Below are 26163 nucleotides of genomic sequence, written 5' to 3' on the forward strand. Positions count from 1 at the left end.
TATCTCTCTAATCTCTTACTCCAACTTCACCCCGTACACCTCTGTATAGACCAGTTTTCCATTCTCCCTCTCCGATTTCATCAGGCTTATCTTCTCTACGTTTAAAGTTTCCTAAGCCGTTTATAGATATGGGAAATTCATTTACACCGGCTTTATTAACCGCCAGTTCCATAGCTTGTCTTACTTTTCGGTCAGATTCAAGTTCTCCTAAGAATACAAGGGTCAGATGCAGATTATTATAGTCAACAAAATTACCTCGTAATGAAGATTCTTTTAACTCCTTCATAATGCTCTTTAAATAATCTTTCACTTCTTTATGAAATAGAATCGCAATAAATAAACGCATACATACCTCCTGGACTTTAGTTTAAGCTCTTATTAACTAATATTTACCATTTTATGTTGCTTATTTCCTTGGGATAATATACAATTATATAAAAATTTACCAGGAAATTATAAGAGGACAAATCATGGATAATATTATTGAGATCAAAGGACTAAAAAAGTCCTATGGTAATGTGAAGGCTGTAAATGGGATTGATTTTTATGTAGAACCAGGAACGCTCTTTGCCTTCTTAGGCCCTAATGGCGCAGGAAAGTCAACCACCATCGATATGATCAGCACCCTTTTGGAACCTGATGAGGGAGAGATTTTAATTGATGGTTATACTTTAGGTAAAGATGATAGTAAAATTCGTTCTGTTCTTGGTATCGTATTTCAGGATAGTCTGTTAGATAATCTTTTGACAGTAAAAGAAAATTTAATGACAAGAGGCAATCTATATGAGATAAATACCAAAGAATTAAAAAAGTCTGTAGAATATGCTACAGAGTGTACTGGAGTGAAAGATTTTCTAGACCGTCCTTATGGTAAATTATCAGGAGGCCAAAGGAGAAGAGCTGATATTGCAAGAGCACTGATAAATACTCCTAAGATCCTTATATTAGACGAGCCCACTACAGGACTTGATCCTCAGACCAGGCAAAATGTATGGGAAACCATTGAACGGCTAAAAAAAGAAAAAGGAATGACTATATTTCTTACTACCCACTATATGGAAGAAGCTGCAAGAGCTGACTATGTTGTAGTAATAGATAGTGGTGAAATTACTGCCAAAGGAACACCTTCAGAACTAAAAGAAGCTTATAGTTCTGATTATATGGCAATTCATACTTCAGATATGGAAGATGTAACAAAGATTCTTATGGAACTTGGATATAAGTATGAAATCAATGTAGATGCCGTTACAATAAAGCTGGAATCTACGTTACAAGCACTTCCTATCTTAGAGAAATGTAAAGGTAAAATGATTGGTTTTCAGGTTATGAAAGGTACTATGGATGATGCATTTATTAATATTACAGGAAAGGAGTTAAGAGAATGAAAAATTTAATAAAACGTAATCTGTTGATTTTCTTTCGAGATAAAGCAGCTGTATTCTTCTCTCTTCTTGGTGTATTTGTAATAATCGGTCTATATGTACTTTTCTTAGGTGATATGTTAGTAAAAGGTATGAATGATACACCAGGTGCCAGATTCTTAATGGATAGCTGGATAATGTCTGGTTTATTAGCAGTAACTCCAATCACTACAGTTCTTGGCTCGTTGGGAATAATGATAGAGGATAAACAAAGAAAGATCTATAAAGACTTTTTGGCCTCGCCAGTGAAAAGAAGTGTTTTAGCCGGTGGATATATCATCAATAGTTTTATTGTAAGTCTGATCTTAACTTTTATAACTTTAATACTGGCGGAAATATATGTTTTGATGAATGGCGGTGAACTATTATCCCTGGAAGCTTTTCTTAAAGTTGTAGGGCTAACAATTCTTACTGTTTTATATTCCAGTTTCATGATGTTTTTTATGGTTTCATTTTTTAAAAGTAACAATGCTTTTGCGACTGCAAGTACCGTAATAGGTACTTTGATTGGTTTTTTAACCGGAGTTTACATACCAATCGGTGAATTACCTGGTTCCGTTCAAACTGTAGTAAAAATATTTCCGCCTTCCCATTCTGCTGTCCTTCTTCGAAAAATAATGATGGAAGAAGCTGAAAAAATTTCCTTTGCAGGAGCACCGGTGGAGGCTCTGGAAGAATTCAGATTATCCATGGGGATATCCTTTGAATTAGGAGATAAAGTTCTTAGTTCCTATGCCAGTATATTATATATACTGATAATAACGGTGTTGTTCTGTGCCTTATCCATAAAGCAAATTACATATAAGCCCAAGTAATTAAAGCTTGACAATTTATCGTAAAACTCATTACACTTCCAGCAAAAAATAATAAGTTCTATTATAAAAATTCTTGACATATACTGATATATAATTTATAATCAACACCATATTAAATGTCAGATAAGAATGCGACGGTGCATGAATGGATGCCTGCCGCTTTTTTATTTGTATTGACTGATATATCAGTGGGATTTCATCTGGATACTAGGAGGTGATCTAATATTGGAATTAAGCAGTATTGAGGAATCTTATTCAAAAGAAATTTATCAAAAAATTAAATCAGATATTCTTAATGGAGCTATCACAGATGGAGAATTTCTTACTTTAGCTGAATTAGCACACAAGTATCAGGTTAGTAAAACTCCAATCAGAGATGCGTTAGGTACACTTGAAAGTAAGGGTTATCTTATCTCCCTTCCAAGAAAAGGTTACCTTGTTAAACCCGTTACTGGAAAGGACATGAAAGAATCTCTGGAAATGCGTATTATTTTTGAAAAAGCTGCTGCAAGACTGGCAATCCTGAATGCAAATGATAAAGAATTAGAACAATTATATCAACTTGCAGAACAATTACCTGCAAGAATACATCAAGAAGAATTATTGCAATTTAATCACCTCAATGATTCATTCCATATGGCAATGGTAAAAGCCTCACATAACTCACAGCTTGTAGAGATGTATGGACAGGTGATGGAAAGTCTTACCCGTATGCGAATGCAGGATACTTATTACCTGACCTTCCCAGAAGAAAAGGTCACTCATGCTGAAATAGCAAGAGCTTTAATAAACCGGGACATTCCGAAAACCGAGGAACTATTAGTATCCCATATATATAGTTTGGACGAGCGATTACACCTTCATGATAATCATGTATGGAACGAATAATATTAAGGAACAATCTTAGGATTTTCTTTATAGAAACTATTGTAACAATAAATTATCAATCAAAGAATAGGGAGAATGACTATGAAAAGAAAAACATTTATTGCACTAACTTGTACTTTAATACTTGCTATGGCGGCACTTACAGGATGTGGCTCAAAAAAGGAAACAGCTGGCGATACTGCATCTGATGATAAAGTATACTTAATTGCCTGCGATGCTAAATATGCTCCATTCTCATTTGAAGAAAATGGTACATACAAAGGAATCGACGTTGAACTTCTAGATGCCATTGCTAAAACAGAAGGTTTTAAATATGAACTTAAACCAATGGATTTTAGTGCTGTTATTCCAGGTATCACTTCAGGTCAGCTTGATGGAGCTATTGCTGGTATGAGTATTACAGATGAAAGGAAACAATCACTTGATTTCTCTGAAGGATATTTTGAATCCGGTTTATCCATCGTTGTTAATGCTAATAATACAGATATTAATAGCGAAGCAGATTTACAAAGCAAATCCGCTTCCATTAAAAAAGGGACAGCAGGTTCTCAATTTGCCGAAGATAATACCGATAAATATGGACTAAAACTTAACTACTTTGATGATTCACCAACTATGTTCCTGGATGTTGAAAATGGTAACTCCGATTTCTTATTAGAGGATTATCCGGTTATTGCTTATAAGATCAAAGTGGATGGTGATTCTAAATTAAGAATCGCTGGTGACAAACTATACACTGTTGACTATGGTTTTGCTGTTAAGAAAGACGATAACCAGGAATTATTAAAAATGTTCAACGATGGTCTGAAAAAGATCAAAGAAGATGGAACTTACGATAAAATCGTGGGCCAATATGTAGGAGAATAAATAAGGAGCGAATAAAATGCAGCTATTTAATATATTCATGGATAATCTGCCAAGCATATTATCCGGTATCATGGTTACGATTAAGCTATCAATAATATCATTGCTTGTGGCGGTTGTTTTAGGAATAGTGTTTGGAATTTTTAGATTAAGTAAAATTAAGATATTAGAAGGCATCGCTGTTGGTTATCTATATATTATTAGAGGTACGCCATTAATGGTTCAGGCATTATTCATCTATTTTGGTATTGCTCCTTTAATTATACCTAGAAGTGATCCATTTATCTGTGGTGTTATCGCTTTATCCTTAAATGCAGGTGCTTATATGTCTGAAATATTCCGAGCAGGAATTTTAGCTGTAGATTTTGGTCAAATGGAAGCTTCCAGAAGTTTAGGTCTGGGTTATTTTAAAACAATGCAAAAAGTTATCTTACCTCAGGCCGTTAAGATAATGATTCCATCAATTATCAACCAGTTTATTGTAACAATGAAAGATACTTCTATTCTTACTGTTATCAGTATCCGGGAATTAACTGCCAGTGGGCAGATTATTGTTGCAAGAAACTTCAAACCATTAGAAACCTATGGCGTGATAGCAGTTATGTATTTTCTCTTAATTACAGCGCTAAGTATATTTTCATCTTATGTAGAAAGGAGATTACACCGTGGTCATAAAAGCAACTAATATTAAAAAACATTTTGGTGAATTAGAAGTGTTAAAAGATATCTCCTTAGAGATCACTGAAGGTGAAGTTGTATGTATCATTGGACCTTCCGGTTCAGGTAAAAGTACATTGCTTAGATGTCTGAATCGTCTGGAAGAGATACAGGCTGGTACGATTAACATATTAGGAAATGATTTGGTTAAGAATAAAAAAATTGATAAAATACGCGAAAATATTGGCATGGTATTTCAGCATTTTAATCTGTTTCCTCATCTTACAGTAACAGAAAATATGATTTTAGCTCCTGTTGAACTTAAAAAAATGTCAAAAGCTGATGCGAAAGTGAAAGCGGAAGAATTACTTGACCAGGTTGGATTACTTGATAAGAAAGATGTATATCCTGATACTTTATCCGGTGGCCAGAAGCAAAGAGTTGCTATTGCAAGGGCTCTGGAAATGAACCCCAAAATCATGTTGTTTGATGAACCAACTTCAGCTCTTGATCCGGAAATGGTAGGGGAAGTACTTAAAGTTATGAAAGATTTAGCTTCCAAAGGAATGACCATGGTTATCGTTACTCATGAGATGGGATTTGCAAGAGATGTTGCCGATCGTGTTATCTTTATGGATCAAGGTTATATTTTAGAAGACGATACTCCTGAAAATATATTTACCAATCCAACAAGTGATCGATGCAAGGAATTTTTAAATAAAGTAATTAATTGTGAATAAAAAGTAAATGTTCAACCTCTTACCGCAGCTGCTTAAGAGGTTGTTCTATTACATACTTTTTTACTAAAAGTCAAAGAAGGAATCATTATGAAAAAGAGAATTCTCATTATTACAACCGGAGGAACACTGGCTTCTTCCCACGGCAGGGAAGGATTAGTTCCTGTATTGGATAGTAATTATATATTTTCAAGAATTGAAGGAATGGCAAAGGAGTTTGATATTGAAACCGTAGATTTATTTTCTTTGGACAGTTCCAATATTCAACCTGAAGAATGGCAGATTCTAGGTGATACAATTTATAAAAATCTGGATAATTTCGATGGTATCATTATAATACACGGAACGGATACTATGGCATACACCTCTTCTGCCCTGTCTTACATGCTTCAAAATATATCAAAACCCGTTGTTCTTACTGGAAGTCAATTATCTATCTTAAATCCAATTGCAGATGCGGAAGAGAATTGCCGTCTGGCTCTTAATATGGCAGCCAGTAATGTACCTGGTATATTTATAGCTTTTAACCGTAAGGTAATCCTTGGATGTCGTGCTTCCAAAGTGCGTACCATTAGTTTTGATGCATTTGAAAGTATTAACAGCCCTTATGTGGGTGTGGTAAATTCCAACGGTTTGGACCTGGCCAGGTATACCATTATTCCTCCAAAGGATCCCCTTAAATTTAAAAGAGAATTAAATACGAAAGTATTCTTGCTTAAATTGATTCCAGGAATAGATCCTGATATATTTCAGGTGCTTCATCAAATGGGGTATAAAGGAGTTTTCATTGAAGCTTTTGGTATCGGTGGATTGCCTTTTTATCGAAGAGATTTAGCAGAATCTATTGGCAATGCCATAAAAAATGGTATGACAATCTTAGTAGGAAGCCAATGTATCTATGATGGAAGCAATCTATCCATATATCAGACCGGGCAAAAAATATTACAGCAAGGGGCTTTGCAAAGCTATGACATGACTACGGAGGCCTCCGTCACAAAGCTTATGTGGGTTCTGGGGCAAACAGAAAATCCGGAAGAAATCAGGATGTATTTTCAGAAAAGCCTGTCAGGAGAAGTGAATCTTCCGGAATAAAGCGGGGATTGTTTAATCCTTTCTACTGCAACCTTAGTCAATCGCTTTAGATCCTCTTCATTGATCCGGTAAGCGGAAGTCTCCTTACGTGTAGTTGAACCACTCGGAGAAATCAAGTCCGCAATATGCTGGTCTATCAGTATGGAGGGCTGCCTTCCTGTTCTTCGCAGAAGCTCGTTTGACAGTTTCAGATTTCCGCCATCGGCCCCGCCACTTATGGATAAAAAGCCATACGACTTGGGATTTTGTTTTAAATCGTTTAAGTACGTCCGGAGCGGAGATGCCACTTGGCCCATCCAAACAGGCCCCAGAAAAAGTACTAGATCACATTGCTGAAGAACATCTGGGGCGGGCTGAACCTTAGGCATCCGCGAAAAAAGTATATCCAGAACGATAGACCCCATTGTGACGGGCTTCTGTACGGATACTTTAATATGTTTTGCCTGAAACTCGCTGGCCAGACATTCCGCCAAAGCTTCATTATTACCTGTTATTATTTACATTATTCCATCACATCTATATGACACATTTTCATAACTTCTAAGGCCTGTTTGTGGCTTTGTGGAGTTATTCCGGCGCAGCATGCTGCATCAACCGTTATCAATTTCTCCGGAAGAAATGTTTTCATTAATAAAGTATTTGAAATAACACAGATATCCGTACAGATTCCAATTAGTTCTATCTCTGAATATTCATTATATACACCATCTGCCAGATCTTTTGCTAATTCACTTGATCCAAAGGTGACTTTTTCATAAACTTTGTGATCTTTTAAATTACAGATTTTTTGTATCTCTTTGCTGATTTCCCAGCCATCTGTGTTTTTAATACAATGTTTCACCGGAAGTTTTTTACCTTCATTTGTTTCAAGATAATTATCAAAATGAGTATCCTGGGTAAATATAATAGAATCTCCATTTCTTTGGTATTCTTTAATTTTATTCACTACGTTTCCTACAATCAGTTCTGCTTCTTTCGTCCCTAAGGCCCCATTGATAAAGTCATTCTGCATATCTACTACAACTAAAAGTCTATTCATTGATTCCACTCCTCTATCACTTTATGTTAAATATAACCAAATATAAATTTAATGTCAATCCTAAATAATTGCCTCTTTCATCTTTTTCACATACTCATATACTGGTTCAACACAACCTGCACCATATTCTCCTACCATTCTGACAATGGCACTGCCTACAATAACTCCATCGGCATACCTGGCCATCTCTTTTGCCTGTGCTGGAGTTGAGATACCAAATCCAATTGCACATGGAATGTTTTTTTCTTCTTTCACTAATTTAACCATTTCACTAATATCAGTTGTAATCTCTTTCCTGACACCTGTTACTCCCATAGATGAGACGCAGTACACAAATCCTTCTGCCTCCTTTGCAATCATCTTAATCCTCTCTCTGGAAGTGGGGGCAATTAAAGAAATTAAATCTATGTCGTATTTATCACAGTATGGTTTTATCTCATCTTTTTCTTCAAAAGGAAGATCCGGAACGATAATTGCATCAATTCCATAACGGAAGCAATTTTTAATAAATTTCTCAGAACCATAAGTATAGATTGGATTGGCATATGTCATAAATGCCAAAGGAACATATGTCTTTTCACGTACTCCCTCGACCATCTTAAAGATCTTATCTGTCGTAGTTCCAGCCTTTAATGCCCGTTCATCTGCCTGGGCAATTACATCCCCTTCCGCTACCGGATCAGAAAAAGGAATTCCTATTTCTATAATATCAGCCCCGGCTTTCGCCATTTTAATAATAAGTTCTTCCGTTACTTTAAGAGAGGGATCTCCTGCCGTAACAAATGGTATGAACGCCTTCCCTTTTTCAAACACTTTTTCTATTCTACTCATGAATTCTGACCCCCTTTAAACGAGCAATTGCCGCTACATCTTTATCTCCTCTGCCAGATAAATTTATGACAAGAATCTTATCCTTATCCATAGTTGGTGCCAGCTTCATTGCATATGCAACCGCATGAGAACTTTCAATGGCAGGTATGATTCCTTCCGTTCTTGATAGATATTCAAATGCTTCTACCGCTTCTTTATCAGTGATTGAAACATACCTTGCTCTGCCTGTATCATGAAGATTCCCATGCTCCGGTCCAATTCCAGGATAATCCAGACCTGCAGAAATGGAATATACAGGTGCAATCTGACCGTATTCATCCTGACAGAAATACGACTTCATACCATGAAAGATTCCAATACTTCCATTGGCAATGGTAGCTGCATTTTTATCCGTATCCAGGCCATGGCCCGCTGCCTCACAGCCGATTAAATCTACATCTTTATCATCAATAAAATCATAGAATAGTCCCATTGCATTGCTCCCGCCTCCTACACAAGCAATCAGGGCATCTGGAAGTCTTCCTTCTGATTCTACTATCTGTTTCTTAACTTCTTTCCCAATAATACTCTGAAAATCACGTACAATTGTTGGAAACGGATGAGGTCCCATAACAGAGCCCAATACATAATAGGTATCCTCCACACGGGCAGTCCATTCTTTTAATGTTTCATTGACAGCATCTTTTAGGGTCTTCGTTCCACTGGTAACAGGATGAACTTTAGCTCCAAGCAGTTCCATTCGAAATACATTCAAGGCCTGCCGGTCTGTATCTTCTTTTCCCATAAAAATTTCACATTCCATTCCCATAAGTGCTGCAACTGTAGCCGTCGCAACTCCATGCTGACCTGCTCCTGTTTCTGCGATTACTCTTGTTTTACCCATCTTTTTGGCAAGCAGCATCTGTCCTAATACATTGTTGATCTTATGGGAACCTGTATGATTTAAATCTTCTCTTTTTAGATAAATCTTTGCCCCACCAAGATTTTCCGTCATCTTCTTTGCATAATATAATAATGATGGTCTTCCGGCATAATTCCTATACAATTCTTGTAATTCCTTACAGAAATCTTCATCGTCCTTATAATGATTATAAGCCTCTTCCACTTCAATTACTGCATTCATTAAAGTTTCTGGAATATACTGCCCGCCATGTACTCCAAATCTTCCTTTTAACATACTCCTGTCACTCTCCTTAAAGAATTTACTTTGTCTTATTCTAATTAATATTATCCCAGTTTTTCTTATATATTTTAATAAGCACTTATCCTTACTAAGTCAACAATCTCTTTTATTTTCTCAGGATCTTTCAATCCATCTGTTTCCACACCACTGCTTATATCTATACAGTATGGGTTCGTTTCCTTTATGGCTTTTTGTATATTTCCATAATGAATTCCTCCTGCTAAGAAAAATGGCTTGTTCCTGATTGAGATTAAGCTCCAGTCAAAACTAATTCCATTTCCGCCATACTGATCTTCATGATATGCATCCAGAAGAATGTAATCACATGGCATTTGATGGATCTTAAAGATATCTTGGGATTCTTTTACCCTGACCGCCTTAATAATCTGGCAGGATATCTTCATTTTTAACCTCTCTATATACTCTTTCGTTTCATCCCCATGCAACTGGACTAAATCAATAATCTTTTCGTTACATAGAGTTGCAATATTGTCTATATCTTCATTTACAAAAACACCAACAGACTTTATTTTGGGATCCAAATAGGATTTTAACTCTTTTGCTGTATCATAATTTACCTGTCTTTTGCTTTTCGCAAATACAAATCCAATATAATCAGGTGATGCTTCATTTACCGCCATGATATCTTTGGTTCTTGTTAAACCGCATATTTTTATTTTTGCCACTTTCTTATCCTCATCTGATCAGATGTTAACGTCCTCTTAGATACCTTAACATCTCTTTTTTATTCCCACTTCTCATAAGAGTTTCGCCGATTAGAACAGCATCTATTTTGTCTGATTTTAATTCTTTGATATCTTCTGCTGTCTGAATTCCACTTTCTGCAATAAAAAGAATGTCTTCCGGTACTAATTTTCGAAGATGAATACAGTTATGAATATCGACTTCAAAAGTTGCAAGGTTACGATTGTTCACACCTATGATTCTTGCACCAGATTTTAATGCCAGCAGGACTTCTTCCCTCGTATGGGCCTCTACAATAGCGGATAATTTAAGTTCGTCACAAATCTTAAGGTATCTTTCAATTATTTCTTCATCCAGAAGAGTACAAATTAATAAAACCGCATCTGCCCCCATTATTTTAGCTTCATAAATCTGATATTCGTTTACAGTAAAATCTTTCCGAAGTACAGGAATATTTACTTCTTTACTTATCTCTTCCAGATAAATATTGCTTCCTTGAAAATATTCCGGTTCCGTTAATACAGATATTGCTGAAGCACCTGCGTCCTCATAATCTTTTGCTATAGCTATATATGGGAAATCTTTTGCAATTATCCCTTTTGAAGGAGATGCCTTTTTCACTTCGCAGATAAATGATATATCCCTGCTTTTCAGAGCTTTTTCAAAAGCAAAATCTTCTCTGTTATGAAATCTCCTCACCTTATCTCCATCATATATCCTTCTCTTTAATTCTTCCAAAGACACTTTCTTTTTTGCTTCTTCCACACGCTTTTTGCTGGAAGAAGCAATGGTATTAAGGATCATATAGATCCTCCTTTCTTAAATCTTTTCTTCACAGATTCCTTTCATAAAACGGCAATTTTAATATCAATCATCAGTTACTCATTGGATAATTTAATGAATTGATTTAACTGTTCCATTGCCTTCCCACTGTCAATCATATCTGCTGCCATTTTTACACATTCTCTTAAAGTAATATCATTATAAGTCATATACAGGCAGACAGCAGAATTGAGCACTACAATATCTCTCTTTGGGCCTTTCTCACCATTTAGGATTCTCCTTGCAATCTCAGCATTTTCTTTAGGATCTCCTCCTACTAAATCTTCCGGTTCACAATATTCAAAACCTAACTGCCGTGGATCTAAGAAGAAACTATTCAGGTTTCCATTATTCACTTCGCAGACAGTAGATGAGGCTGTTAATGTAACTTCATCCAGACCATCATGCCCATGTACCACCATGGCTCTTTTTACACCTAAATTTGCTAATACTTTAGCAAGGGGCTCTACCAGATTTTCATCATATACTCCAAGTAATTGAAGGTTTGCTCTGGCTGGACTGGCTAAAGGTCCCAGTATATTAAAGATTGTTCTCACACCTAATTCTTTTCTTACTGGTGCAGCGTATTTCATAGAAGAATGGTATCTTGGGGCAAACATGAAACATAACCCGGTCTCTTTTAATATTTTTTCACTTTTTTCTACAGGGATATCAATGTTCACACCTAATGCCTCTAGCACATCTGCACTTCCACATTTACTGGAAACGCTACGATTACCGTGCTTTGCCACTGGAATACCCGCTGCCGAAATTACGAAAGAAGATATGGTGGAAATATTAAATGTAAATGCTTCATCCCCGCCAGTTCCAACAATTTCTAAGACATCCATATCAGGATTTAGTTTTGTACCATGTTTTCTCATACTAAGAGCGCAGGCAGTAATCTCATCAATACTTTCTCCTTTCATTCTCATGGCCGTTATGAAGGAAGATATCTGTGCATTGGTTGCTTCTCCACCCATAATTTCATCCATCACCGCTTCTGCTAAACCCAATGTTAAATCTTCTCTATTCATTAATTTATAGATTGCTTCTTGAATCATACTGTATTACCCCCTATACTCAAAAAATTCTTCATAATCAGCTCACCCTGTGGAGTTAAAATAGATTCCGGATGGAATTGCAATCCATAGATTTCATAATCCCTATGTTTGATTGCCATTACTTCTCCACTCTCATCTTCTGCTATGACCAATAACTCATCTGGCAAGGTTTCCCTCTTCACAATTAAAGAATGGTATCTGGCTGCCTCTATCATAGGTGCCAGCCCCTTGAAGATACGGCTCCCATTTGCTATATGAATGGTACTTTGTTTCCCATGCATTAACTGTTTTGCTAAACCAATCTCTGCTCCAAATGTTTCACTGATCGCCTGATGTCCCAGGCACACTCCCAGTATGGGAATCATTCCTTTCATTTTATGAATCATTTCTTCACATACACCTGCATCCCTCGGATATCCTGGTCCTGGAGAAATTATAATGTGGGATGGATTCAATTTTACAATCTCATCAGCACTCATCTCGTCATTACGGATTACTTTAATGTCATCTATGATACTGCTGGCAAGCTGCATCAGATTATAAGTAAAACTATCATAATTATCAATTAATAGTATCATTGATCATCCACCTCACTTGCTCGTTCAATTGCCTCTATAATTGCCTTGGCTTTGTTCCCGGATTCTTCATATTCTCTGACCGGAATACTATCTGCGACAATTCCGGCCCCTGCCTGCACATAAACTTTATTGTCCTTTTTAACTGCCATTCGAATTGCAATACATGTATCCATATTCCCTGAGAAGTCAATATATCCAATTGCACCTCCATAGATTCCTCTTGGATTCTTTTCAAGCTCTCCTATAATTTCGCATGCTCTTATTTTGGGTGCACCTGATAATGTTCCGGCTGGAAGAATCGATTCAATTCCATCAAGAGCATCTTTATCCGGCTTTATACTTCCCTCCACAATTGAAGTTATGTGCATAATCTTAGAGTACTTTTGCACTTTTTTATATTCTGTAACTCTTACACTGCAAATCTTCGATATTTTCCCCAAATCATTTCTGGCCAAATCCACCAGCATATTATGTTCCGAGAGTTCCTTCTCATCTAGTAGAAGTTCCTTTTCCAGTGCATTATCTTCTTCTATTGTCTCTCCTCTTGGTCTGGAGCCTGCAATTGGAAATGTTGATAAATTACCATCCTTTAGTTTTACTAATGTTTCCGGGGATGTACTAATAAGCTGCATCTCCTCATTTTCTATAAATACCATATATGGTGACGGATTAGTCGTTCGAAGTACTCTGTACGCATTTAATAAACTATCTGAATACTCTGTTTCAAATCTTCTTGAAATAACTCCTTGAAAGATGTCACCATTCTTTATATACTTCTTCGTCTTCTCTACCATGGAGCAATATTCTTCTTTCGTTACATCACACTTAAACTTGGGGTTGCTTATTGTATGAATTTTGGAAGGAAAAGCAGGTTCATTAATAAGCCTTATAATTGCTTCAATATCTGCCACTGCTTTGCCGTAATTCTCCATTACTTTATCTGTTTTCATATTCACGATAATGTTAATTTTTTGCTTCAAATGGTCATAAGCAATGACTTTATCGAATAGCATTAAATCAAAATCATGAAACTCATTCCTTCGAAGCTTAAGCTTACTTTCTGCATATTCAATCATTTCATAAGCGAAGTACCCTACAAATCCTCCTGTAAAAGGAGGCATTCCTTCTATCTTTGGCGCCTTATACTCTGCTAATATTTCTCTTAATACATTAAATGGTCCGTCAGAATGAAGAGTTTTCTTCTCACCATCCATGATGGTAATCTCACCTTTCTTACAAGTAACATGAACAATTGGATTAAATCCAAGGAAAGAATATCTTCCCCATGTTTTGCCACCTTCAATGCTTTCAAGCAGATAATATTTTTTGCTGACCTGAGAGATTTTACGTAAAAGTGAAATCGGTGTAATAATATCAGCATAGATTTCCTTGCAGATTGGTATAATTCTATACTCTGCTGCATAGTTTTCTATTTCATTACAGTTTGGTGTTATCATATTTATCACCTTATTTTCATCTAAAGATGGGATGAAAAACTCCTTTCTTATATTTTTGAGTTTGGGTAGATTAGAGCCGGGCAGACTTTAGAAAACTTCGTTTTCTAAAGTTCGTGGGCTCTCGCCCACTATCCGGATGATCAAACTTGAACTTTCATGTAAACATGGTGTTCGATTGGTCTTCAACGTTCTTTCATCGAGCCGACCAGACTTTAGAAAACGAAGTTTTCTAAAGTTCGTGGGCAGTCGCCCACTACCAGGATGATCAAACCTGAACTTCCATGTAAACATGGTGTTCGATTGGTCTTCAACGTTCTTTCTTCGAGCCGGGCAGACTTTAGAAAACTTCGTTTTCTAAAGTTCGTGGGCAGTCGCCCACTACCAGGATGATCAAACCTGAACTTCCATGTAAACATGGTGTTCAGTTTGATCATCCTGCTGCTCGGCTCGTTGCCATCACGAAAAAAAAGCTCCTGCCCCTGCTAAAACAGGGACAAAAGCTTCAAACTTCTGCGGTACCACCCAAATTGACGTATATTACGCCCACTCATTTTGCATACCATCATATGCACCCTACTGGTAACGGACAGGGTTCCCGTCAGCGCCTACTTCCACTACATAAAAATCTTATGGTTTTGGGCTGCCCTCACAAGTCCATTCAGAAAAATCTATGCTACCGCATTCTCACCATTAGCGGTTCTCTGGATACACCTAATTTCTCTTACTTCTCTTGCTCATCGGTTTTATTTTTTACTACTATACTCTGTTAAAGTGTTTTTGTCAATACAATATTTACATAATTTCCTTGTTCTTTTAATTAGAATTTCTAATATAAGATTTACTAAAACATGATAAATTAGATAAGATTGAAAAATAGTATATTAATTAAATATTTACATACTGTCTCTCAGCTTTCTTAAAGCAATCAATAATATCAATATGTCTTTTGTTCTTTGTCTTTCCTTTTAGCATTACCGCATAGTTGACGGTGGACATTTCATGACCTTCAATATGAAGACGTACAAAAAAACCATCATTTAAATATGGTATCGCTAAGGGTTCTGGAAGTACAGTTATTCCCATGCCCGCTTTTGCCGCTCTAATAAGGACTTCTGTATTAATGCTCTCTAATACAGGAGAAATATCTACCTTAAGTTCATGTGCCAATCCATCAAAACAATCTCTTAATGTGCTCCCTTTTTCTCTCAATAAAAACGGAAGTTTCAACAAATCCTCACGATTGATCTTTTCTTTCTTTACAAACTCATTATTTGAAGAACACACTAAAAAGAGAGAGTACTCTGAAAGTAACTCTGTATTAAAGCCTTGATTTGATTCAAATCCTTCGGTAAAGGCAACATCTATTTCTCCATTTAGCAGTCTTCGCTGAACTTGCTGAACATTTTCTGCATATATTTTTAACGGAGTTCTGGGATAATTAATTTTGAATTGTTCTATTGCATATGGTAATGAATTCATTGCTATGGTGAGACTGACTCCTATTTTTAAAGGCACTTCTTCACCACCATACTTATTAAAGTTTTCCAAATCATCAAAGTCCCTCATTAACTGTTTTGCTTTCATTCGAAATGCCTTTCCTTCTTCATTAAGATACAATTTTCCATTGATTCTATCAAAGAATAAAATTCCAATACTGGTTTCAAGTTCACCAATTGTTTTTGAAATTGCAGGTTGAGATACATATAATTGCTTAGCGGCTTCCGTAATAGACATGGTTTCACATACTGTTAAAAATATTTCTAATTGTCTTATATTCATTCTTTCACCCCATAACTTTTTAGTTATGTATAGCTTGCCATATATATATTTTTAATCAAGTGAAAGAGCTGATATTATATAGATAAACACTTTAGGAGGTCTTCTATGAAAAAGAACTTGTTATTACTTAGGGTTTATTTATTGGCTGGGGCATTCACATTTTCAGGTGGTATGGCTATGCTGCCCGTTATTGAGAGAGAATTATGTAATAAATACGGCTTAATTGACAAGGAAAGCCTATACGAATACACAACACTATCCCAAACATTTCCGGGAGTTATTGCACTCACAAACGCTTGCTTTGTGGGAAAGAAAATCAATGGTACAATCGGAATGATTTTTGCTGGAATTGGTGCAATTTTGCCAGCATATATCCTGATGTCCATTGCATCCCTGCTCTATCAACTGATTCCTCAACAAGGGCCAATACTGAGTGCACTGGTGGCTGTCCGAGCTACTTCTGCATCTTTTTTATTCGCAGCAGCATATACGATTGCAAAATACAACTTAAAAACTAAAATTAATATCCTTCTTTCTTTTTTCTGTTTTGCTTTTACTGCACTTAATCTTATTGGAGCACCAATATTAATCTTATTGTCAGCACTTATTGGCGTTTGTATTGTTCACATCAGAAAGGATAGAAAATGATAGTAAAAATAATGTTAACATTTCTAAAAATAGGATTTTGGGGATTTGGCGGCGGTTATGCGATGCTGTCATTAATTTTTGAAGAAGCAGCTAAATTTGGTATGACAATTGATGAATTTGCTGATTTGAATGCCTTAGATGTCTTGATTCCGGGGCCCATTGCTATTAACTCTGCAACATATGTGGGACAGCTATATGGTGGCTTTTTAGGCGCCTTGGTTGCTACGTTTGCAGTTAGTGTTCCATCACTGATATTTGTTCCTCTATTTATGCGATATGAAGAAAAAATAAACAGCAGCAGATATTTAAATGCAGCCTTAACAAGTGTCAAAGCAGCATCGGTCGGTCTTATATTTGGAGTAGCGCTATCCATTATGTTAGCAACTACATTTAACATCTCCCATCTTTTTGATTGGCAGCACATTAATTTTGATTGGCTTTCATTCATGATGATGGCTGCTGCATTTGTGTTGCATACTCGTTATGAAATCAGTCCGATCGTACTCACATTACTTGCTGGGATCGTTGGCTGGATAGCTTATTTTATTTGATTTGAGTAATTACTTATTTAAGACCAAAAATCTACAAGTCAGGATGATTCATAAAAAAATGACCACAGCAAAATAATGCCATGGTCATTTGTATATTCATAGAATACTAATTTTTTATAAGGAATTCTTTTGATTTATTAAATAAATGCTAAAATAACAAAGTTCAGAATAAATAATCCTGATGCCACCCAAAGGATTGGATGCACTTCGTTTGCCTTTCCTTTTGTAACCTTTACGATACAATAGAAGATAAACCCTGCTGCAATACCATAAGAAATGCTATAGCATAAAGCCATAAAGATTGCTGCAAAGAATGCAGGAACAGCCACGTCAAACTCAGTCCATTTTACGTCAGCAAATGAAGCTAACATCATAATACCCACTACGATTAAGGCAGGAGCTGTTGCCTGTGCAGGAACGATTCCTACAACAGGAGCCAGGAACATGCTTAAGATAAACATAATTGCTGTAACAACTGCTGTTAAACCAGTACGTCCACCTGCTGCGATACCTGCTGCACTTTCAACATATGTAGTTGTATTAGAAGTACCAAATAATGCACCAATAGATGTTGCAATAGCATCTGCAAATAATGCTTTGTCCATCTTAGACTTAAATCCGGCACCTTCTTCTAATGCTCTTTGATCCTCTTCTGAGAAGATACCAGTACGACGGCCTGTACCAATAAATGTGCCGATTGTATCAAATGTATCTGATAAACTGAATGCAAAGATTGTCATTAAAACTAAAGGAATCTTTGCGCTATCACTAAATAAAGAAATCATACCTTTTTCACCCAGAGCCACAAGGAAAGTATCTTTTAATTGAGCAAAGGAATCTCCTAAACTGGATGTTGCTCCAATTGCTGATAAATCAACTACTTTCAGTGGAATACCAATAAGTGTTGTTACAATAATACCCAGGATAATAGCACCTTTTACATTAAGTACTAAAAGAACCACTGTAATAACAAGTCCAATAAGAGCTAATAAAACTGCTGGAGTATTAAAATCTACAAGTGCTGGAACTGCACTGCTATTAGCCACAACAGTACCGCCTTCCCCAAATTGTACATAAGCTCCAGGATCAGATGTAAAATTAATGAACCCTGCATTTTTGATACCAATATATGCAATGAATACACCAATACCGCCACCGATAGCATTTTGTAAACTTTCTGGAATCGCTTTAATGATAAGTTTACGAATTTTAGTAACAGTGATGAATACATTAATCAAACCACAGATGAACACCATAGCTAATGCTTGTTGCCATGTAAATCCAAGAACAGAACATACTGTGAAAGTGAAAAATGCGTTAAGTCCCATACCCGGTGCTTGTGCATATGGTACATTCGCAACAAGTCCCATAACAAGTGTTCCTATTGCTGATGCTATGATTGTTGCTAAGAATACTGCTCCAGTTGGCATTGGATTTTCAGCAGTACCTGCTAGAGATAACATTGATGGATTTACAAAAATGATATACGCCATTGCAAAGAATGTTGTAATACCTGCCATCACTTCCGTAGATACTTTAGTTCCATTTTCCTTGAGTTTAAAAAACTTATCCATGGTAAAACTCCTTTTATAAAATATTTTTTAGAGAAAATCTTCTAATTACTTTATTGATTATAACTATTTTTCTTATTATCATCAATAAAATTTAATAAAATTTTAAGGAATTATACATTATTATTATTAATTTTATTTATTAATATAACTTATTAATCTTTTTTATGTTATTAAATATACTTATTTATTTAAATAATCTTATAGTTATTCTATTCCTATATCATTTATAGCAGGATTGGATATTACCTTACCTCTAATATCATATCTGGATCCATGGCATGGACAATCCCAGGTTAATTCATCTGGATTCCATTCCAATTGACAGCCAAGATGAGCACATTTAGCAGAAACAAAAAAGCACTCTCCCTCCTCATCCTTATACACACCATATTTCTCTCCTTCATATTCCACAATTCCTCCATGGCCAGATGGTAATTCTTCTAGTTTCTCCTTTGGAATCTTTAGCATGCCCTTTGTAAGTCCGGCTACTGATTTGGCTCCATCCTTCATAAGATTCGTAGCCGAGGCGCTTAAATGAAACCTTTGAGGCGAGAATACTTCCATATAGTCGTTTTCATTTCCACAAATTCTGTCTCTTATTATCATTGCAGATACCATAGAACTCGTCATGCCCCATTTTTTAAAACCGGTAGCAACATACATATTAGGGGTAGAGGAACTATACAAGCCAATATAAGGAATACTATCCAGGGTCATACAATCCTGGGCAGACCAATGATATCTTTCTCTTGCATTAGGATACCACTCCCTTGCTTTTTCTCTTAGTCTTTCATAACAGCCCCCTATGTGATTTTCACCTGTTCTATGACCAGATCCCCCTAATAATAAAAGGTTCTTATAAGTGCGAAAAGAATAACCATCCTTATCTGCATCCAGATACATCCCATCCAGATTCCACTCTTCCCTCATACTATCAAATACTAACTTTTCCGGATCTCCCTCTCCACATTCCAAGGCAATCACATAAGAACGCTCTTGATGCATTCTCATAAAATAGTATCCCGGTATATTAATAAATGGGTAATGTGTGGCGACAATAATATGTTTTGCCACTATTTTAGCCTTACTGGTATAGACGGTATTTTTTTCTACATGTACGGCTAAAGTATTTTCATAGATGGTAAGCTTCTTTGATAAAGGCAGTAAGAATTTCAAAGGATTAAATTGAGCTTGTCCATTAAAACGAATGGCTGCCTTCGTATCAAATGGCAGTTGTAATCCTGCAACAAAATCCGCCAGGATTCCGACCCTGCTGGCTGCCTCAACCTCTTGTTCAATGATCTCCTGATTTTCTCTGGAATAAATATAGGAAGACTTTTCCTCAAATTCACAATCTATATTTTCCTTAGAGATAATTTCTTTATATGTTTCAATTGCTTTTTGATTGGCAAAAGCATACCAAGTCGCCTGATCTACTCCAATCTGATCGATTAATTTATGATAAATCAAATCATGCTGGGATGTTATCTTAGCAGTTGTATTCTTAGTAACACCACTTGCAATTTGATTACCTTCTATTATAATTACTTCAATTCCTTGTTCTTGTAATAGGTATCCTGTTAATATGCCTGCAATACCAGCTCCTATTACGACTGTATCCACTTTAATATCCTGTTCCAGACTTTCTTTTTTTTCAAATGAAACTTCATCGCTCCATACTGACTTCATACATATCACCTCATTAAATAGTATCACCTTTCCAGTCTAATTCATTCAACCAATACCGTGTTTAAAATAATAAGGTCCAATTTATTGAAAAACCTTCCTATTAAATTATGTTGATACATGTAATGGAAAGATTATTAATATAATTCAATAAAAGACTGTCATAGGTACATATAAGTTAAAACTATATGTTTACTATAATGGAGAATAGATGAGTAGAATCACGTCATTCAAACAAGCTGAAAATGGGTTAGATGCCAATGGTTTAAAATTAATTGCTATTACTGCCATGTTTATAGATCATCTTTCGTGGTGGTTATTTCCATTAAAAAGTATTGAAGGAGAATTAATCCATATTCTCGGTAGGATTGTCGCGCCGGTCATGTGCTATTTTGTGGCTGAGGGATATTTTCATACAAGAAATTTAAAGAAATATATTCTCAGATTAATTTTATTTGCACTTATTTCCCACTTTCCCTATGTTTACTATTTTGAACATCCCTGGTATGAGACTACGGGAATTATGTGGGGCCTTGCAATGGGTCTGATTGGATTAGCCGCAAATCAAAGTGAAGAATTAAAAGACTGGCAAAAATGGCTGATATTGCTGTTATGCTGCCTCCTATGCGGATTTGGAAATTGGTCCTGTACTCCTGTTATATGGATCGTCCTGTTTGGACATTTCAGAGGGAATTTCAGAAAACAGATGATCGCATTCCTTATCTTTGGATGGCTATTCTTTTCACTTCCGATGTGTATCATACGTGGATGGCAATATGCATACCAGTTTGGGATTATTTTAGCTATCCCATTATTAGCCTTATATAATGGTAAAAAAGGTAAAAAATCACTATTCATTAAATGGGGCTTCTATATCTTTTATCCTTTGCATTTAATTATTTTGTATATATTTCGTTTTATCATCTTTAAGTAGCAAAGGGGTTGTTGCAAATATAGCATCTGTAGAATATCACAAAAAGAGGACTGTTTTGCAACAGCCCTCTCCTAAATCAGTTCTATAATACCTTAGATAAAAAATCTTTTAATCTGGGATTCCTAGGATTTTCAAAAAAGTCTTTTGGATTATTCTCTTCTTTTACTTGCCCTTCATCAATAAAAAGAACGCGGGTTGCAACTTCTTTTGCAAATCCCATCTCATGGGTAACTACAACCATTGTCATTCCTGCTTCTGCAAGTTCTTTCATCAGTTCTAAGACTTCTCCTACCATCTCCGGATCCAAAGCAGAAGTTGGTTCATCAAAAAGCATTACATCCGGATCCATTGCCAGGGCTCTAATGATCGCAATACGCTGTTGCTGTCCACCTGAAAGCTGGCGTGGATACGCCCCTGCTTTATCCGATAGGCCAATTCTCTCTAATAATTTGATTGCTTTCTGATCTGCCTCTTCCTGGGTCATAAGTTTTAATTTTACTGGTGCTAATGTAATATTCTGTTGAACCGTAAGATGGGGGAATAGGTTAAATTGCTGGAACACCATACCCATTTTTTGACGTAATTTATTAATATTACATTTTGGATCTGTGATATTATTATTCTCAAACCAGATTTCACCATCGGTTGGTTGTTCAAGAAGGTTAAGACATCTTAAAAAGGTGGATTTTCCTGAACCTGAAGGACCAATAACTACAACTTTCTCGCCCTTTTGGATATTTTGGGTAATACCATTTAACACCATATGTTTTCCAAATGATTTTTGTAAATTTTTAGTGCTTATCACCTTGTCTCATCCTCCTTTCAAAAATTCCTAAAAACTTAGTAAGACCAAGTACGATAATTAAGTAAAATACTGCCGTAATAATAAGGGGCGGAAGTGGTTGATATGTTCTTGAACCAATATATTGTGCTGCTTTCGTTAAATCTGTTACGGCAATTACTCCTGCTACAGATGTTTCTTTCACTAATACGATAAATTCATTACCAAGGGCCGGGAGGATATTCTTTATCGCCTGTGGCAATATAATATAGAGCATTGTTTGAATATTGTTAAGACCCAGGGAACGTCCTGCTTCATTCTGTCCTTTATCAATAGATTCAATTCCTGCTCTCACGATTTCAGCAACATAGGCGCCTGAATTAATCCCAAAGCAGATTGCTCCTACTACGATTTCATTGGTATTTCTGGATGTAAATATAAGATTATATATAATAAGTAACTGTACCATTACCGGTGTACCTCTTATTATATTAATATATCCATTACATATAGTATTCACCAGTTTAATACAAACTATCGTGAACCAATTCTTCCCTTTACTTTTTTGTGCTGTAACTTTTGCAATGGCTACGATAATACCAATTAAAGATCCTAATATGATTGCAAAAAATGATATTAAAAGTGTAATCTTCAGACCATCCAAATAGGCCAAATATCTATTATCAAGAATAAACGCATTATAATATGACTCTAAAAACTCTCCCACACCGGCACTTCCTTTCATCCCAATTATTTTTACGGTAATTTTTATAATTAATCATTATCTTAAAATTAAATATTATTAATTTTAAGAATCTACTCTATTTAAATTACTTCATTACCTGGTTTATTATTATAACTTATAATACTTATAAAATGTAACATTATTCTATCCAAAAAGCAAATAGTTCTATAAAATTTTTTCATATTTTTTCTTAACACAACTAAAAAACCAGAAGACGAACCAAAATACCTGTCTTCTGGTTTTTTACTAAATACATTTTTTTATCTATATTTATACATCAGCTTTTCTCTGATTATTTTCCAGTATGATTTGCTGTGAATTCTTCAATCTTTCCTTCTTCAATTAATGTTGTAATTGTATCATTGATTTGATCAAGAAGTTCCTGATTTCCTTTCTTAACTGCAATTGCATACTTATCTTCAAACAATGTACCATCTAATACTGTTAAAGTATCATTGGCAGCCACTAATTCTTCTGCCGGATATTGATCCATAACAATACAGTCTACCTTGCCGTTTTTTAAATCTTCCGCTGCCTGTGCGAATTTTGTATAACGTTTTATATCTGCCGGCTTAACATTCTCTTCATTAGATACCCAAAAATCTGCAATATTTCCTTGCTGTACACCAATGATCTTATCATTTAAATCCTCGATGCTAGAAACTGTTGGATTTTCTTTATTTACAACAACAACTTCTGTAGAATTTACATATTCTTTGGAGAAATCCATTACTTTTGCTCTTTCCGGATCAATAGATACGCCTGCTGCAACTAAGTCAACTTTACCATTTTGTACTGCAATTAATGCACCATCAAAATCCATGTTCTTAATTTCAAGTTCTTTTCCCATTGCATCTGCGATTGCTTTTGCAATGTCCATGTCAATACCAACTACCTGATCTCCATCCATATATTCATATGGTGCGAATCCTGCCTCTGTACCGACGATTAATTTATTGCTTTCTTCTGTTTTTCCTTCATCCTTAGCATCTTTTTTTCCACCACATGCCGCTAATGAAAATACCATGGTTCCCATAATTACCATTGCAAATAATTTTTTAATATTTTTTTTCATGTTAATATCCTCCACCTGAACTGTTAATACTATTATTAATATTTATAACATCTATGCACTGTATTGTATCACTTTTTCAAAATTATTCAAGACTTTATTTAATTATTATGAGAAAAAATTTATTTTTATACACATTTTATAGAAATAGATTAAGATTTTTTCATATATTAGTAAATATGATTGCTTCTCTTAAGTTTTATTACTTAAGTCCCATGTTCCTTAAATTTTCCTTAAGTATTATTAAATTTGTGGGCACTTTGTTGCCACACTTTATTTCATATGATATAATCAATGGGATATAGTAAAAAATAGGAATTATAAGGATGATTTCCTACCAATGTGCATACAATCCTTTTAAGGAACTTATTAAATTTCCTATACCATAAGAAAGGTTGGTAAAACTGTGAAAACAACAAAACAGCAAGCACTTAAGAATTTGTTCTTCAAATACAGGCATGGACTTGTACTATTATATTTTTTCCCTTATATGCTTTGGTTTACTGCTCTTGAAAAATCAGTAACACATGATTATACTCCTATACACATCTGGTTAGATAATATTATTCCCTTTAATGAATATTTTATCATTCCATATTTATTATGGTTTTTGTATATTGCAGTAACTGTATTGTATTTCTTTTTTACTTCAAAAGAAGATTTTTATAAGGTCTGTGCTTATCTATTTATTGGAATGACCATATGCCTGATGATTTACACTATCTGGCCAAATGGACAAAATCTTCGCCCTGCTTCTTTTGCAAGGGATAATATATTTATTGATATTGTAAAAAGGCTTTATATTCAGGATACATCTACAAATGTTTTTCCCAGCATACATGTATTTAACTCTATTGGAGCTCATATTGCCATTGCAAGCAGCAGCAGATTTAAAAACAATAAACTGGTTAAAACAGCTTCTTTAATATTAGCAATACTTATATCTTTATCTACAGTATTTTTAAAACAGCATTCTGCAATGGATGGCTTTGGTGCAATTATTTTAGGAGCTATAATGTATTTGATCGTATATGTTCCTGATTACAGTAAGCACTTTCGCAATACAACCGAGGAAGATAAATATCAATTCGAAAATTAATATAAGAAAAATATAGAGGCTGTCCTATTCTGGCCTTATGAATACCAAAAGAGCTATGCATTACAGAGAGTGCATAGCTCTTTTGGTATTATTCATAATAGTTTTGGGGCGATTCCATATTTTTAATTGAAACCATATATTTTTCTTGAAATTTTATATCCTAATATAGACATTTTTCTTCCTGATTCCCCTGGTAAATTCATGGACTGTCCAAGAAGATTAGAACGAATCTTTCGATAAAGTCTAGGATTCTGCTCTTTTAGATATCTCCAGAGTTCCCTCTTCTTCTCTAAATTCTCAGCAGTTCCAGATTTTATAAGCAGAACAGAAGATACCGTCATCATTATGGATAGATATTTGATCATATAGTTTTTAAGTTTTCTATTCTTAATTTGAAGTACATTCTTGGAATCTATCATAATCTTTGTTACTCTGATCTGTTGGTCTATACGGCTGATCATAACTGATTCATTTACGGACTGATCTTCTCTTCCTATAAAGTAACGATAGAAATTAGTATCCAGGTAATAAAGTGTTTTCACTTGTGGCAACGGTTGATATACAAAAATATTATCCACATAGAAAGTATGTTTTGGGAGAATTAATCCACAATCTCTCAATAATTTTGTACGGTAAACTACCGAATGCATTAAGATATACTGGCTTGTTTTAAAGAATTTTACATCAGCCCAGCCAAAGACCTTATTACGAGGCAGTGCACTTCTATAATTCATAACTTTCTTTCTTCTTGCACCGACTTTTTCATATACATAGTTAGCTACCAAAAGATCCAGGTTCGTTCCTGATTCAACCATCTTGTGGAGTACGCCAAGTACTTCTTTTAAAGACTCTTCATTTACCCAGTCATCGCTGTCTACAACTTTATAATAGAGTCCTGTGGCATTCCTAAGCCCAGCATTCACTGCTTCCCCATGTCCGCCATTCTCTTGATGGATTGCCCGGATAATGGTCGGATATTTATTGGCATATTCATCTGCTATCTTAGCAGTATCATCTTTTGAACCATCATTGATTATCAGAATCTCCACATCTTCTCCGCCTGTTAAAATAGTCTCAATTGCATGACTCATATAGGCTGCAGAATTATAACATGGAATTGCTACTGTTAATAATTTCATAA

27 protein-coding genes and 1 other annotated feature are annotated in these 26163 nt (G+C 35.4%); of the genes, 11 read left to right on the top strand and 16 right to left on the bottom strand.

Annotation, left to right across the window (positions count from 1 at the left end):
• Positions 1-7: 7 nt before the first annotated feature.
• Positions 8-346, bottom strand: a complete 339-nt coding sequence (locus tag EDD66_RS02270; RefSeq protein WP_123607924.1) for a 2'-5' RNA ligase family protein — start codon at positions 344-346, stop codon at positions 8-10.
• 124 nt (positions 347-470) lie between these two features.
• Between EDD66_RS02270 and EDD66_RS02275 the strand changes: the two genes are divergently transcribed.
• The 7 genes from EDD66_RS02275 (at position 471) to EDD66_RS02305 (ending at position 6474) form a co-directional block, all read left to right on the top strand.
• Positions 471-1385 (top strand): ABC transporter ATP-binding protein, encoded by a 915-nt coding sequence (locus tag EDD66_RS02275; RefSeq protein WP_123607925.1) that lies wholly within the window; start codon positions 471-473, stop codon positions 1383-1385.
• Positions 1382-2236 (top strand): ABC transporter permease, encoded by an 855-nt coding sequence (locus EDD66_RS02280; protein WP_123607926.1) that lies wholly within the window; start codon positions 1382-1384, stop codon positions 2234-2236. The genes EDD66_RS02275 and EDD66_RS02280 overlap by 4 nt, the downstream gene beginning before the upstream one ends.
• 225 nt (positions 2237-2461) lie before the next feature.
• Positions 2462-3124, top strand: coding sequence for a GntR family transcriptional regulator (locus EDD66_RS02285; RefSeq protein WP_243115277.1), 663 nt, complete (start codon positions 2462-2464; stop codon positions 3122-3124).
• 81 nt (positions 3125-3205) lie between these two features.
• Positions 3206-3991, top strand: a complete 786-nt coding sequence (locus tag EDD66_RS02290) for a transporter substrate-binding domain-containing protein (RefSeq protein ID WP_123607928.1) — start codon at positions 3206-3208, stop codon at positions 3989-3991.
• A gap of 16 nt (positions 3992-4007) precedes the next feature.
• On the top strand, positions 4008-4673 hold the full coding sequence (locus EDD66_RS02295; RefSeq protein ID WP_123607929.1) for an amino acid ABC transporter permease: 666 nt from the start codon (positions 4008-4010) through the stop codon (positions 4671-4673).
• Complete coding sequence (locus tag EDD66_RS02300) at positions 4654-5385, top strand: amino acid ABC transporter ATP-binding protein (protein ID WP_123607930.1); 732 nt, start codon at positions 4654-4656, stop codon at positions 5383-5385. Before EDD66_RS02295 ends, EDD66_RS02300 begins: the two co-directional genes overlap by 20 nt.
• An 87-nt stretch (positions 5386-5472) precedes the next feature.
• Positions 5473-6474 carry an asparaginase gene (locus tag EDD66_RS02305; RefSeq protein ID WP_123607931.1) on the top strand — a complete coding sequence of 334 codons (1002 nt, stop codon included), beginning with the start codon at positions 5473-5475 and terminating at the stop codon, positions 6472-6474.
• 502 nt (positions 6475-6976) lie between these two features.
• On the opposite strand, the gene EDD66_RS02315 is transcribed toward EDD66_RS02305, so the two are convergent.
• The 9 genes from EDD66_RS02315 to EDD66_RS02355 form a co-directional block, all read right to left on the bottom strand.
• Positions 6977-7513: a cysteine hydrolase family protein gene (locus EDD66_RS02315; protein WP_123607932.1), complete on the bottom strand. Its 537-nt coding sequence runs from the start codon at positions 7511-7513 to the stop codon at positions 6977-6979.
• Positions 7514-7573: 60 nt separating this feature from the next.
• Positions 7574-8344 carry a tryptophan synthase subunit alpha gene (gene trpA, locus EDD66_RS02320; protein WP_123607933.1) on the bottom strand — a complete coding sequence of 257 codons (771 nt, stop codon included), beginning with the start codon at positions 8342-8344 and terminating at the stop codon, positions 7574-7576.
• Positions 8337-9521, bottom strand: coding sequence for a tryptophan synthase subunit beta (trpB, locus tag EDD66_RS02325; protein ID WP_123607934.1), 1185 nt, complete (start codon positions 9519-9521; stop codon positions 8337-8339). Before trpB ends, trpA begins: the two co-directional genes overlap by 8 nt.
• Positions 9522-9595: 74 nt before the next feature.
• A complete protein-coding gene (locus tag EDD66_RS02330) occupies positions 9596-10213 on the bottom strand; it encodes a phosphoribosylanthranilate isomerase (protein ID WP_123607935.1) in 618 nt (205 codons plus the stop codon).
• Between the two features lie 25 nt (positions 10214-10238).
• Entirely contained in the window at positions 10239-11036 is a 798-nt protein-coding gene (gene trpC / locus EDD66_RS02335; RefSeq protein ID WP_123607936.1) for an indole-3-glycerol phosphate synthase TrpC, read from the bottom strand.
• Between the two features lie 74 nt (positions 11037-11110).
• Positions 11111-12118: an anthranilate phosphoribosyltransferase gene (gene trpD / locus EDD66_RS02340; protein WP_123607937.1), complete on the bottom strand. Its 1008-nt coding sequence runs from the start codon at positions 12116-12118 to the stop codon at positions 11111-11113.
• Positions 12115-12696 (bottom strand): anthranilate synthase component II, encoded by a 582-nt coding sequence (locus tag EDD66_RS02345; RefSeq protein ID WP_123607938.1) that lies wholly within the window; start codon positions 12694-12696, stop codon positions 12115-12117. Before EDD66_RS02345 ends, trpD begins: the two co-directional genes overlap by 4 nt.
• Positions 12693-14153, bottom strand: coding sequence for an anthranilate synthase component I (gene trpE / locus EDD66_RS02350; RefSeq protein WP_123607939.1), 1461 nt, complete (start codon positions 14151-14153; stop codon positions 12693-12695). The genes EDD66_RS02345 and trpE overlap by 4 nt, the downstream gene beginning before the upstream one ends.
• Before the next feature lie 486 nt (positions 14154-14639).
• Positions 14640-14900: a binding site (T-box leader), on the bottom strand.
• 138 nt (positions 14901-15038) lie between these two features.
• Positions 15039-15932, bottom strand: a complete 894-nt coding sequence (locus EDD66_RS02355; RefSeq protein ID WP_123607940.1) for a LysR family transcriptional regulator — start codon at positions 15930-15932, stop codon at positions 15039-15041.
• Positions 15933-16037: 105 nt separating this feature from the next.
• Between EDD66_RS02355 and EDD66_RS02360 the strand changes: the two genes are divergently transcribed.
• Both EDD66_RS02360 and EDD66_RS02365 read left to right on the top strand, forming a co-directional pair.
• Positions 16038-16580, top strand: a complete 543-nt coding sequence (locus EDD66_RS02360) for a chromate transporter (protein WP_123607941.1) — start codon at positions 16038-16040, stop codon at positions 16578-16580.
• On the top strand, positions 16577-17131 hold the full coding sequence (locus tag EDD66_RS02365) for a chromate transporter (RefSeq protein ID WP_123607942.1): 555 nt from the start codon (positions 16577-16579) through the stop codon (positions 17129-17131). The genes EDD66_RS02360 and EDD66_RS02365 overlap by 4 nt, the downstream gene beginning before the upstream one ends.
• 137 nt (positions 17132-17268) lie before the next feature.
• On the opposite strand, the gene EDD66_RS02370 is transcribed toward EDD66_RS02365, so the two are convergent.
• Both EDD66_RS02370 and EDD66_RS02375 read right to left on the bottom strand, forming a co-directional pair.
• A complete protein-coding gene (locus EDD66_RS02370) occupies positions 17269-18705 on the bottom strand; it encodes an NCS2 family permease (protein WP_123607943.1) in 1437 nt (478 codons plus the stop codon).
• Positions 18706-18909: 204 nt separating this feature from the next.
• Complete coding sequence (locus EDD66_RS02375) at positions 18910-20394, bottom strand: FAD-dependent oxidoreductase (RefSeq protein WP_123607944.1); 1485 nt, start codon at positions 20392-20394, stop codon at positions 18910-18912.
• A 208-nt stretch (positions 20395-20602) separates the two neighbouring features.
• On the opposite strand from EDD66_RS02375, the gene EDD66_RS02380 reads away from it, so the two are divergent.
• Complete coding sequence (locus EDD66_RS02380; protein ID WP_123607945.1) at positions 20603-21325, top strand: TraX family protein; 723 nt, start codon at positions 20603-20605, stop codon at positions 21323-21325.
• A gap of 82 nt (positions 21326-21407) precedes the next feature.
• Here EDD66_RS02380 and EDD66_RS02385 read toward each other — a convergent pair whose 3' ends face one another.
• The 3 genes from EDD66_RS02385 to EDD66_RS02395 form a co-directional block, all read right to left on the bottom strand.
• Positions 21408-22130 carry an amino acid ABC transporter ATP-binding protein gene (locus tag EDD66_RS02385; RefSeq protein ID WP_123607946.1) on the bottom strand — a complete coding sequence of 241 codons (723 nt, stop codon included), beginning with the start codon at positions 22128-22130 and terminating at the stop codon, positions 21408-21410.
• Positions 22117-22851: an amino acid ABC transporter permease gene (locus tag EDD66_RS02390; protein WP_123607947.1), complete on the bottom strand. Its 735-nt coding sequence runs from the start codon at positions 22849-22851 to the stop codon at positions 22117-22119. Before EDD66_RS02390 ends, EDD66_RS02385 begins: the two co-directional genes overlap by 14 nt.
• A 292-nt stretch (positions 22852-23143) precedes the next feature.
• Entirely contained in the window at positions 23144-23926 is a 783-nt protein-coding gene (locus EDD66_RS02395; protein WP_123607948.1) for a transporter substrate-binding domain-containing protein, read from the bottom strand.
• Positions 23927-24329: 403 nt separating this feature from the next.
• Here EDD66_RS02395 and EDD66_RS02400 point away from each other — a divergent pair, with 403 nt between their 5' ends.
• Positions 24330-25022, top strand: a complete 693-nt coding sequence (locus tag EDD66_RS02400) for a phosphatase PAP2 family protein (protein WP_243115279.1) — start codon at positions 24330-24332, stop codon at positions 25020-25022.
• 122 nt (positions 25023-25144) lie between these two features.
• Here EDD66_RS02400 and EDD66_RS02405 read toward each other — a convergent pair whose 3' ends face one another.
• Complete coding sequence (locus EDD66_RS02405; RefSeq protein WP_123607949.1) at positions 25145-26161, bottom strand: glycosyltransferase family 2 protein; 1017 nt, start codon at positions 26159-26161, stop codon at positions 25145-25147.
• Positions 26162-26163 lie beyond the last annotated feature (2 nt).

This window comes from Mobilisporobacter senegalensis, assembly GCF_003752155.1.
Taxonomy (GTDB): Bacteria; Bacillota; Clostridia; order Lachnospirales; family Lachnospiraceae; genus Mobilisporobacter; species Mobilisporobacter senegalensis.

Coding starts and splice junctions, on each gene's coding strand:
- EDD66_RS02270 (WP_123607924.1), bottom strand. CDS start 346: ATGCGTTTATTTATTGCGATTCTATTTCATAAAGAAGTGAAAGATTAT.
- EDD66_RS02380 (WP_123607945.1), top strand. CDS start 20,603: ATGAGTAGAATCACGTCATTCAAACAAGCTGAAAATGGGTTAGATGCC.
- EDD66_RS02305 (WP_123607931.1), top strand. CDS start 5,473: ATGAAAAAGAGAATTCTCATTATTACAACCGGAGGAACACTGGCTTCT.
- trpB (WP_123607934.1), bottom strand. CDS start 9,521: ATGTTAAAAGGAAGATTTGGAGTACATGGCGGGCAGTATATTCCAGAA.
- EDD66_RS02345 (WP_123607938.1), bottom strand. CDS start 12,696: ATGATACTATTAATTGATAATTATGATAGTTTTACTTATAATCTGATG.
- EDD66_RS02375 (WP_123607944.1), bottom strand. CDS start 20,394: ATGAAGTCAGTATGGAGCGATGAAGTTTCATTTGAAAAAAAAGAAAGT.
- trpE (WP_123607939.1), bottom strand. CDS start 14,153: ATGATAACACCAAACTGTAATGAAATAGAAAACTATGCAGCAGAGTAT.
- EDD66_RS02360 (WP_123607941.1), top strand. CDS start 16,038: ATGAAAAAGAACTTGTTATTACTTAGGGTTTATTTATTGGCTGGGGCA.
- EDD66_RS02370 (WP_123607943.1), bottom strand. CDS start 18,705: ATGGATAAGTTTTTTAAACTCAAGGAAAATGGAACTAAAGTATCTACG.
- EDD66_RS02405 (WP_123607949.1), bottom strand. CDS start 26,161: ATGAAATTATTAACAGTAGCAATTCCATGTTATAATTCTGCAGCCTAT.
- EDD66_RS02355 (WP_123607940.1), bottom strand. CDS start 15,932: ATGAATATAAGACAATTAGAAATATTTTTAACAGTATGTGAAACCATG.
- EDD66_RS02365 (WP_123607942.1), top strand. CDS start 16,577: ATGATAGTAAAAATAATGTTAACATTTCTAAAAATAGGATTTTGGGGA.
- EDD66_RS02390 (WP_123607947.1), bottom strand. CDS start 22,851: ATGAAAGGAAGTGCCGGTGTGGGAGAGTTTTTAGAGTCATATTATAAT.
- trpC (WP_123607936.1), bottom strand. CDS start 11,036: ATGATCCTTAATACCATTGCTTCTTCCAGCAAAAAGCGTGTGGAAGAA.
- EDD66_RS02295 (WP_123607929.1), top strand. CDS start 4,008: ATGCAGCTATTTAATATATTCATGGATAATCTGCCAAGCATATTATCC.
- trpD (WP_123607937.1), bottom strand. CDS start 12,118: ATGATTCAAGAAGCAATCTATAAATTAATGAATAGAGAAGATTTAACA.
- trpA (WP_123607933.1), bottom strand. CDS start 8,344: ATGAGTAGAATAGAAAAAGTGTTTGAAAAAGGGAAGGCGTTCATACCA.
- EDD66_RS02290 (WP_123607928.1), top strand. CDS start 3,206: ATGAAAAGAAAAACATTTATTGCACTAACTTGTACTTTAATACTTGCT.
- EDD66_RS02275 (WP_123607925.1), top strand. CDS start 471: ATGGATAATATTATTGAGATCAAAGGACTAAAAAAGTCCTATGGTAAT.
- EDD66_RS02315 (WP_123607932.1), bottom strand. CDS start 7,513: ATGAATAGACTTTTAGTTGTAGTAGATATGCAGAATGACTTTATCAAT.
- EDD66_RS02395 (WP_123607948.1), bottom strand. CDS start 23,926: ATGAAAAAAAATATTAAAAAATTATTTGCAATGGTAATTATGGGAACC.
- EDD66_RS02280 (WP_123607926.1), top strand. CDS start 1,382: ATGAAAAATTTAATAAAACGTAATCTGTTGATTTTCTTTCGAGATAAA.